Origin of the sequence: Amycolatopsis anabasis (assembly GCF_009765355.1) — a bacterium.
GTDB classification, from domain to species: Bacteria; Actinomycetota; Actinomycetes; order Mycobacteriales; family Pseudonocardiaceae; genus Amycolatopsis; species Amycolatopsis anabasis.
Genome location: NZ_VTHK01000139.1, coordinates 1 through 3,077, shown reverse-complemented (window position 1 = coordinate 3,077; position 3,077 = coordinate 1). Strand labels below are relative to the sequence as shown.

Here is a 3,077-nt window from a genome sequence, read left to right as displayed (position 1 = left end):
CCCCGCCGATGCACCATGGCACCCTTGGGCTTCCCCGTCGAACCCGAAGTGAAGATCACGTACGCCAGATCACCGTCCACACCGGACACCGGAGCCAGCCCGTCCGCCGGATCCTCGGCCTCGTCCAGCACGACGACTTCGACCGGAGCCTCGATCTTCGCGGCCAGTTCCCGGTGGTTCTCGCCGACGATCAGCCGTCCGGCGCCACTGTCCGCCAGCAACCCGGCCAGCCGTGCCACCGGCATCGACGGGTCGAGCGGGACGTACGCCCCGCCGGACCAGAGCACCCCGACGACCGCGGTGACGAACCCGATGCCCGGATCGGCGAGCACGCCTACCAGACCTCGGCCGGGCAGGCGGCGCGACAACGCGCTCGCCCTGCCCACCAACCCGGCATAGGACACCGAACCGCCGTCATCCACCACCGCCACCGCATCCGGCAGCGCCGCGGCGAACGCCCGAACCCGCGACACCACACCATCCCCGACCGCACCGGCCGGACCCGTTCCCCGGGTCAGCAGGGCTTCCCGCTCGGCCGGGCCGACCACGTCCACCCGGCCGAGCAGCGTGCCCGGATCGGCGGTGACGGTGTCGAGGAGGGTCCGGAACCGGTCGGTGATGCGGCCGATTTCGGCGCGGTCGAGCAGGTTCGGCAGGTAGTCGAAGCGGAACACCAGGCGCCGCCCGGGTTCCACCACCAGGCTGAGCGGGTAGTGCCGGGAGTCGAGGGTGACCGCGTCCAGCACCCGCACGTCGGCGCCGAGCGTGACCAGCGGCCCCGCGTCGTCCTGGGGCACGTTCTCGAACACGACCGCGGTGTCGAACAGCTCGCCCATCCCGGCCAGCCCGGGCACGTCGTTCTGCACCTCGGCGAGACCGACGTGCTGGTAGGACAGCATCTTCGACTGCTGCCGCCGCAGCTCGGCCAGCACCTCGCCGACCGGTCGAGCCGGGTCGAGGTCCGCCCGCACCGGAACGGTGTTGATGAACATCCCGACCATGGCCTCGACCCCGGGCAGTTCGGCGGGGCGGCCGGAGGTGACCGAACCGAACAGCACGTCCCGCTGGCCGGTCAACCGTCCGATGAGTATCGCCCAGCACGCCTGCACGAGCGTGTTCAGCGTGAGATCGCGGCCACGGGCCCAGGCGGCAAGCCGCTCGGTGTCCTCTTCGGACAGTTCCAGGGTCGCCGAACCGGGGAGGGTCGTGGCCGGTTCCGCGGCGACCGGCGCGATCCGGGTGGGTTCGGTCAGCCCGTCCAGGACCTCCCGCCAGGCCAGCCGGGCGGCCCGCTCGTCCTGGTCGGCGAGCCACGCCAGGTAGTTCCGGAACGGAGTCACCTCGGGCAGCGCGGCGGCCGTGCCCTCGGTGTACAACGCGGACATCTCCCGGATGAGGATCGGGACCGACCAGCCGTCGGTGGCGATGTGGTGGGCGGTCCACAGGAACCGGTACCGCCGCTCGGCGAGCCGGATCAGGGTGAACCGCACCAGCGGCGGGCGGGCCAGGTCGAACCGGCGTGCCCGGTCCTCGTCGACGATCCGGCGCAGTTCCGCGTCCCGGTCCGCCTCCGGCAGGGTGGTCAGATCGTGTTCGGTCCACGGCAGGTCCACGGCCGCGGCGATCATCTGGACGGCCTCGCCGGTGCGGCGGTGCCGGAAGTAGGCACGCAGGGTGGCGTGCCGGGCGAGCAGCGCGGCACAGGCGTCGCGCACGCGCGGCACGTCGAGCGGCCCGTCGAGATCGGCGACGGCCTGGACGGTGTACATGTCCACCCCGTCGGCGTCGAACTCCGCGTGGAACAGCAGCCCTTCCTGCAACGGCGACAGCGGGAGGACGTCCTCGACGAGCACGTCCGCGAACCGCAGTCCCGCGAGTTCGTCCGGCGGCAGGTCGACCAGCGGACCCGCGGGGGCGGCGAATGCGGGGGCGTCCGCGTCGGCCAGGACCGCGTGCGGGGCGATCGCCGCGGGGGTGCGGCCTTCCAGGATGTCGCGCGGGGCGATGATCAGTCCGGCCTTGCGGGCGCGGCTGACGACCTGGATCGAGCTGATGCTGTCGCCACCGAGGGCGAAGAAGTTGTCGTCGATGTACACCTTGGGCACGGTGAGCACCTCGGCGAGCACGTCGCAGAGGATCTCCTCGACCGCGTTCCGCGGCGCGCGACCGACCAGTTCGGCGCTGAAATCGGGCTCCGGCAGCGCTTTCCGGTCGACCTTGCCGTGTTCGGTCAGGGGCAGCTCGCCGAGCACGAGCATCGCCGAGGGCACCATGTAGTCCGGGAGCAGCCGCTGCAGCGCACTGCGCGCGGCACCGGCGTCGAGCGGTCCGGTTTCGTCGGCACCGACCAGGTACCCGGCGAGGCGCTTGGCCCCGTTCTCGTCGGTGAGCACGCGGACGACGGCGTCGGCGACCTCGGGCAGCGAGCGCAGCGCGGTCTCGATCTCGCCGAGTTCGATGCGGTGGCCGCGGATCTTCACCTGGAAGTCCCGGCGCTCCACGAACTCCAGCGACCCGTCGGGACGCGACACGACCCGGTCACCGGTCCGGTACATCCGCGCCCCCGGCTCACCGAACGGATCCGCCACGAACACCGCGGCCGTCCGCTCCGGATCACCCACGTAACCGCGGCCCACCACGAGCCCGCCGACGTACAGCTCACCCATCGCGCCCACCGGGACCGGGCGCAGTTCGTCACCGAGCACGTACAGCCGGGTGTTGCGCACCGGGAGCCCGATCGGCACCCGCACACCCGAGTAGTCGTCGTCCGCGCGCAGCACCGCATGGGTAACGTCGTCCGAGCATTCGGTCGGACCATAGGCATTCACCAGCGGCACATCGGGGAACCGCTCGAACCACCGCACGCACAGATCCGGCGGCAACGCCTCCCCGGTCACCACCAGCCACCGCAGACCGGGCAGCTTCACCTCGTCACCCGCGATGTCCCAGGAATCGAGCGCCGCGCGCAGCAGGGACGGCACCACTTCGAGCACGGTGATCCCCTCACCGGGGATCAACCCGAACAAGGCGTCCGGATCGGCCGCCGTCGCCCGGGTCACCACCCGCACCCGGCCACC

General features: G+C 71.9%; 1 protein-coding gene. It reads right to left on the bottom strand.

The window, feature by feature from the left end; genetic code table 11:
- A partial coding sequence (locus FXO23_RS50330; protein ID WP_158896285.1) for a condensation domain-containing protein occupies nucleotides 1-3,077 on the bottom strand: 3,077 nt, incomplete at both ends.